The organism is Chamaesiphon sp. VAR_48_metabat_403, assembly GCF_031422475.1.
Lineage (GTDB): Bacteria > Cyanobacteriota > Cyanobacteriia > Cyanobacteriales > Chamaesiphonaceae > Chamaesiphon.
The window spans coordinates 1-7,374 of the sequence record NZ_JANPLS010000465.1 but is presented as its reverse complement, the minus strand read 5'-3'; the positions used below and the strand labels follow the sequence as shown (position 1 = coordinate 7,374).

At 45.4% G+C, this 7,374-nt stretch carries 5 protein-coding genes; 2 read left to right on the top strand and 3 right to left on the bottom strand.

Annotated features, from left to right (window positions below):
* Positions 1 to 460: 460 nt before the first annotated feature.
* Together RMO79_RS22460 and RMO79_RS22455 are read left to right on the top strand one after the other, a co-directional pair.
* Entirely contained in the window at positions 461 to 2,317 is a 1,857-nt protein-coding gene (locus RMO79_RS22460; protein WP_310485494.1) for an iron uptake porin, read from the top strand.
* 137 nt (positions 2,318 to 2,454) lie between these two features.
* Positions 2,455 to 3,315: a dienelactone hydrolase family protein gene (locus tag RMO79_RS22455; RefSeq protein ID WP_310485493.1), complete on the top strand. Its 861-nt coding sequence runs from the start codon at positions 2,455 to 2,457 to the stop codon at positions 3,313 to 3,315.
* A 66-nt stretch (positions 3,316 to 3,381) separates the two neighbouring features.
* On the opposite strand, the gene RMO79_RS22450 is transcribed toward RMO79_RS22455, so the two are convergent.
* The 3 genes from RMO79_RS22450 to RMO79_RS22440 all read right to left on the bottom strand — a co-directional run.
* The gene (locus tag RMO79_RS22450; RefSeq protein WP_310485492.1) at positions 3,382 to 4,524 is read right to left on the bottom strand and encodes a hypothetical protein; all 1,143 of its coding nucleotides are present in this window, start codon (positions 4,522 to 4,524) and stop codon (positions 3,382 to 3,384) included.
* Positions 4,525 to 4,527: 3 nt separating this feature from the next.
* Positions 4,528 to 6,738, bottom strand: a complete 2,211-nt coding sequence (locus tag RMO79_RS22445; protein WP_310485491.1) for a pyridoxal-dependent decarboxylase — start codon at positions 6,736 to 6,738, stop codon at positions 4,528 to 4,530.
* Between the two features lie 98 nt (positions 6,739 to 6,836).
* Positions 6,837 to 7,374, bottom strand: a 538-nt coding sequence (locus RMO79_RS22440) for a M36 family metallopeptidase (protein ID WP_310485490.1), incomplete at its 5' end; no start/stop codon positions are given.

Sequence of the window (7,374 nt, the reverse complement as noted above, 5' to 3'; positions counted from 1 at the left end):
CTCCGACAGGAGATATAAAACCGCCGCTGTCTTGTCTCGCTCAACCGTCGGGGAACCCGACGAGCGCGAGCCGCTGTCTTGTCGGTTTTTTATTCTGGGGGAACCCCAGAATAAAACCGCCGCTTCATGAATTGCCCCTACCCTGAATTTTAATTGATTATTCAAAGCGTCGATTCTCTTTCAGAACATCTGAGCCGACATAAATGTCGTCTAACTAAATGTAATCGGATTAGGGACTTCCCAAAGATAAATAGTTCCGAGAGATTAAGAATCTATAGAGAGAAAACATCTGACTAGCTTATTACCCGCCCGATCGTAACTCCATCGAGTCCTTAACAGCTTATGGCGATCGCAAACAGTAAAATACCATGCAGAAAATAAAAAAAATAGAATATAATATGTGACCTGGTATACTTGACAGCAGCAAAATTTTATAGTGTGAGGAAAAGCAATAATTAATATGACAAAACTGTTATCGAAAAAATTACTCTCACCGATACTAATTGGTCTGGCGGTCTGGATTTCAGCACTATTGCCAACTTCAGCCAATCCAGTAAGCGATAGATCCTCCAGAGGAGAGGATTCTCTTCTCTCCGAGACGCTTCTGCTAAGGCAGAGGCTTCGCCAACGCGAACGAGACGCTTCGCCAACGCCAACGACAGATGTTGCTGCTAAAAATAATCCTCAGCAATCGGGGACAACATCCCTTAAAGTCACGAATAATCTGGCTGCGACTACTGCCGAGCCTAACGCCGAGCAAATTCAACAAGCCACAGAAGCTACCGAGATTCAGCGTAGTGACTGGGCTTATCAGACCCTCGCCGCTCTGAGTGAGAAGTATAATTGTGGCAACATGCCCGCAGGTACCGAGGCTCTCTCTCGCGAACAATTTGCCACCAGCCTCAATGGTTGCGTCCAATCGATGGAGCAACTAGTTGCCAGAAGAAAGCCAAACAGAGCCATCAAAAAGCGTAGATCCACAGCTCCAGCGGTAGTTACGCCCCCAGCACCAGAAGTCGTCCCCGCACCGCCAGAACCCACGCCAGTCGTCCCTCCTGAGCCAGTAGAACCAGCAGTTTCGCAGCAAGATCTCGACAGGCTCAAGCAACTAGTTCAATCCTTCAGCACCGAATTACAAGCTGTGGATGGTCGCATTCAAGTGTTAGATGCCAAAGTTACCAAGCTCAAAGACCAAAGTTTCTCCACCACGACTAAACTCGTTGGCGAAGCTATTTTTGCAGTCACTGGATTAGCTGGCGGCCCTGCTAGTGCTACGCGTACGACAATTTTTTCCGATCGCGTTCGGCTCAATTTCCGCAGTAGTTTTACTGGTAAAGATCTGCTCTTAGTTCGACTCCAAGCTCGTAACAGCATCTCATTTGCGGGTACTCCTTCCGGTACTAATATGACACGATTGGGATTTGAAGGTAATGATAATAACAATACTACCCTCCAAAGATTGCAGTATCAATTACCCTTGGCTCCAACTACCAAAGTATTTATTGAAACAGTAGGTAGTGAGTTTAACGATAACTACTACACCTTCAACCCCGAACACCAAGCCGCAGGTACTGGAGCGGTTACTCGGTTTGGGCGATTCAACCCCGTTTATCGTCTCAGCGGTGAGGGTGCTGGGATTGGTGTGGATCATAAGTTCAGCCCTAATCTGGGTTTCATATTGAGCTACGCCGTACCCAGCGGTGTAAACGATCCAGCGGCTGGCAGTGGATTATTTAATGGTTCTAACGTGATATTTTCTCAACTTACTCTCAAACCTTCTGAAGATGTCAACTTGGGCTTAGTTTATGCTCGTGCTTACAACTCCACTGGTACGCTTGTCTCTGGGAACAATGGTAGCACCATTGCCAATAATCCCTTCGCTGGGGCACCAACCTCTGCCAATCACTATTCGGTACTCGGCAGTGTCAATCTTTCTAAAGATCTGATTCTTTCTGCTTGGGGTGGTTTGACTCAAGCGACACGAGAAGCCACTGGTGGTGGTAGTGCAGATATTTGGAACTATGCAGCTACTTTAGCGGTGAAAGATTTTGGTTCTAAAGGTAGCACATTAGGTTTTGTCGTTGGGATGCAGCCTAAACTAACTGGTAATAGTTTCTTCAATGCTGCTACTGCTATCGCTCCTGCTACTCGTCGTGTCGATCGAGATACCAGTATGCATATCGAAGCTTTCTACAAGTACAAGTTTAGCGATAATCTCTATGTTACGCCCGGTTTGTTAATGTTGACTAACCCCGAAAGTAATGCTAGTAATCCGACAGAGTACCTAGGTACGATTCGGACTACTTTTGTGTTCTAGATAATGATTGTTATCTAGTCCTTCGCCTTGTTCCCCAAGTTGGTAGCGAGGCTTTTTAAATGAATTTTGACTGTAACAGTGGCAATCGTTCGCATTTTACTGTTTACTGATAATTACTAATCGCTATTTAACAACTGATGAAACGACGGGATCTATTAATTGGTGCATCTAGTATCGCTACAGCCGCAGTTATCGCCGATACCAAGCTGAGTGAAGCCAAACAACCAGAAGTACAAACTATTACCCCTACCAGCAAATCAGCAGCTATTACTGGTAAAAATATTCAGATCTCTAAAGATTTATCGGGTTATTACGTAACACCAGCCGGATCGGGAAAATTTCCCGCAGTGGTGGTATTGATGGAAGCTTTTGGCTTAAATCAATGGTGTAAGAGTATTTGCGACAGGTTGGCAAAATCGGGGTTTGCGGCGATCTCACCCGACTTTTATCGGGGGAAGACTTATGCGTATACAGATGTAGCTGGTGCAGTTACCAAGCTCAAAACTCTCAATGATGATGCCATTATGAGCGATGTTGGTAAAAGTCTCGATTTTCTAGCGGGTAAATCGGAAGTTAATGCTAATGGAATTGGCGTTATCGGTTTCTGTATGGGTGGTAGGTACGCTTTTTTGACTAATGCCGTTTATCCTACCAAAATTAAAGCCGCAATCTCATTTTATGGCGGTGGTATCGATGCCAACCCTGGCAATCCATTAGGACAAAAATCGCTGCTCGATCGAGTCCAGGCCATGCAATCGCCGCTAATGTTAATGTATGGTAGCGAAGACCAACTGATTGCCGCTGACGAACATAGTAGAGTCGCCGCCGCACTTTCTAAAGCCAAAAAACGCTATATTCTCAATCTTTTTCCTAAAGCTGGACACGGTTTTATGAGCGACAGACGCGAAAACTTCTCTCCCGAAGCGGAAGCGGAAGCTTGGATGATGACGACGGGATTTTTCAGCCAAAATCTCAAGCCTAAAAAACAGAAGTTATAAGACTTCATTTTGCGCCAACACATAGTGGATAGTGTTTTCGTGAATAGTAGATAGTGGATAGTTAGTTTACATCAGTGCTAAATTTTTCCAGAATGCTTCCAGACTGGGAACTCCACCAAAAGCCGAACTCCACAGCGTCGCATCACCAACAAATATATTAGCTCGACGATCGCCACTTGGCGGTATCCACAAAAGTGCATTAAAAGTACTATTTCCAGCTTCTACAAATGGATGAGTTGAAGCTGCGGGATCGATCGATTGTTTGGCGAGTACGCGCACGGAATTTTTGAGAAAATCAGGGATGAAATAATGGGGGAGATGAGCGTGAAGATTGAATGTTGTGACACCTTGCAGAATATTCAGCTCGTCTAGCTCTGAAAATTTTAGCAATGGAGCGGGAGAATTATCGATACTGGATTTAGCAGGGTTTAGTCCGAATTGATTTTCGATCGGAAATCCCAATTCGGCTAAAATCGCTCTGGCAAATCCACCAATTCGTTGTTGTGCTGGCACTAGTCGATCTCCATGATGTAAAAATTCTACTTCGCGCGAATTTGGATCGTCTTGAGAGCCGACATCATGTTGGGGACAAACTAATAAACAAGCATCTTGACGTGCTAAAAACTGCTTAATAGCAGATACTTCTACTCCGGTTGGTTTTTGGGCTGTCTCAAAATGATCTAAACTAACTATAATCAGCGTATCGATATCTCTGAGGAAATTTTCATCGAGTAGCTGAATGGTATTGTCATCACTCTGACGTTGAACTACGACAACTGGATTGCCCGTTGTGGAAAAGACTACTTCGCTAAAATGTTGAAAGTCAGACAAAACTACATGGTCTAAAAATCCAGAGATATCTTGTTTGTATAAATCTCGATTCGATCGCCATTCGTATGCAGGCCAAATCGATCGGCGAAATTCAAACAAGGTCGGGTAACGGTTTTCTAATTTACCTAGTTCTGCCGTAGTTTCCTGCGGACGACTCCAAGCAAAATACAGGGCAAATCTACGTTGAGAACTCAATAATTTGGGCAAACAAACTTCTTGCCCCACTTGTAAATTTTCGGCATCAGTTTCGGTAAACTGAGTGCCATCTGGCTTCAAAATTTCAGTCCACCGATTGCCATCGCCTAGCTGCTGTTGGGCGACCAGAAATAGCGTATCTCCCGATTGCATCGGATACGATCGACCCGATTGACAAGCCATAAGTTAATACCCCCTCTGTGTTGGGACAATTTCTGCTAGAGCTGCTGTGACTGCTTTCCGAAATTCATTTTCTAAAATATCTAGAAACGATCCTTTGGTGGTTTCAGTTACCCACGGATCCATCACTACCGATCGCAAGACAACGATCGAAGCACCACTAGATTTTCCAACTCCCAGACGATGTTTGTAGTCATTAATAAATGTTTCTCCATATTGAGCGGCATTCAAATCTGTGGTACTGACAATGAGGTCGTAACCGTAGATATCATTGCCAGGATCGATACTCAGTCGATCGTACAAAGCTTTATTCAACCGATTGGTTTGGGCGAGATCGGTATTAACTTGTCCCGACGCATTTTTAAAGTTAAATGCATAGGCTAAAATATTTTGATCTGGCCCAATTTCTGCGAGTAATTTCATCGCCTCATTATCGTCAATTATCTCTTCATTAGTCTTACCGATAATTCGATCGCGAATAAATTGAATTTGGGCAGCTAAATCGGCACCATCAACTTCAGCCGGCAATCGCGAGACAGGCACGACGACAAATGGATCTTCCGGGAGTGCCATACAGAGCAATCGCGCGTAGAGTTTCTTGCAACTAAATAGTGCTTGACCGATGATTTTGCCATAGCCACTTTTTGATGGTCGAATCACGCGATGACTCAGATAAACTGCGGCGGCGGCGGCTCCTGGTTTCGAGCCTTCAATGCCATAAATGCCCACAGTGGGTTCGGCATCGCCGTGAAAGACGACGGGGGCACTAAAAGTCACTAGATCTCGCATCGCCGAGTTCCGATAGCATAATGCGCCTGCTGGATAGGGAATATAGCCAGATTTATGGGGGTCTACCGTAATTGAATCGACACCACCTAAAGCCTGAAACTGTTCGATGACATAGTGTTTGAGCGGGACAGCCGGAGGGGGAGCCGCCACAAAACTAGCTAAAGGTTCGGGCATATCAAAATCATCGCGCATGACGGAAATATGATAGCCGCCCCAAGCGGCATCCCCATGAACGGTAAATTCCAAACCGCGCTGCCGAAATTCCGCTCTGAGAGCTAAAATATCCTTAATCGGATCGATCGCACTTTCTTCGGTACTCCCGACAACACCAACCACGGTATAAACAGGTATTTTTTCAACCAGACATTTTTCAAGAATTTCTCTGAGTGCGGCAATATTCATCCGCGCATCTTTATCTACGGGTATATCGATCGCATTAGCCGCCCCAATCCCCAGTACAGCCGCCGCTTTGGGAAATGAGTAATGTTTGGTACCCGGTACCAAAAACACGGGGGACTTATCGATCTGGCTGAGAAAGCGGCGGGAAAACTCTTGTAAACCTAGGCTTTGTAAGGAATACGGCACCAGACTAGCCGTAATTGCGTCCCGTGAAATTTGGGATTCGGCGGTGAGTCGAGTCGGTAAAGCCAGGATCTCATCGGCTGGGAGATTGAGTAGTTCCCAAGTATCCAACTCAATTAACAACCGCGATGCTCCCGTGGGGAGGGTAATCGCGATCGATTTACCCTTAGCTAAGGCGGGATCTGCCTGTAAAGCGGCTTGTAGAGCTAACGGATAAAATTTGAGATTTCGCGCCGACCACAATGCCTCAATATTAGCAACGGTACCATCGCAGGTAATGTGTCCCCACGGCCGAATCGCCCCCCGATCGATCGCCTCTCGATCGGGTATAGTATATCCGAGCATTTGACACAAATCGTCACCCACCAAGATTTCCAAAATCGTGGTCGCTGTCGATCCTTCAAAGGCAACGTTATTGGGATTGTACAGCATCGCTGCAAAATAGCCCAAGATGCCTGGAATGGTTAAATCCCAGTTCATATGACCTTGATAGCGCGGACTGAAAAAGGGTACGGATTTTTTCAGAAACGCCAGCAAAGATTGATAACCTTCGGTAAGGGAATCCATCGCTGCGAGATATTCAGGCGATCGCTTCATTTCTCCCGTAATATGGGTAGGATCGCTGGGATGAAAATTTCGCCGCCAAAAAGCCTGGTCGCGAATCGCTTCAACAATAAATCGTTCTAATTCATCCGCATTTTCGGCTTTCGGCCCTAAAAACCAGGCTTCCAGTGCGCGCGTGCCCGTACTGTCAAAATTAGGCAGATCGCTCGATTGAGAAACCTGACGCAGCCCTTGGCGCGCTTTTTCAAATCCTTGACTCAGAGCATCACGAGGAGTATCCATATTTTTTATCCCATCCTAATATTTTTCAATAACTGTGGAGATTGGGTTAAAACATCAAACCCAATCTCCGTGTTATCCCCTTGTGGTATTTCTCTCTATCACCCAGTTGGCACGTTGAAATCTGCAACAATTCCACTGAGCGAAGCTCCCGCACAGTCGGCATTTGGTCCCATTCCAAACTTAGCAAAGGTTTCCCAAACAACTTTTTTGACTTTTTGATGATTATTGCTGTCTAAACGACCTGATGTTTGCAATCCATCAAGAGCTTTCAGAATTGCATCGCGTTCGTCTAAGAAACTGGGATTAGATGGAGAAAGTTTTAAGGCATCAACAACAATTTGCCAACCAATTTGATAACCCAGATCTTTAGATGCTAATGCATTTCCAATCTGGCGATTCATCTCCATCAAAGTCGCACACCACATCTCTCCAATGTTATGTACTTGGCGGTAACGACCCTTACCCATCTTGTCAAAACGATCGGGGAAATTGCTATCGTATTTGAGACCCCGAATACCATTAGGATCGTTAATCACCCAATCCCCAGTGACAACTTTTTCAACTGGCTTACCAAAATTTTGAATAGTAAGTGCAAAATAGTCACTCCAGCCTTCGCCCATACCGCCACTTTGGATC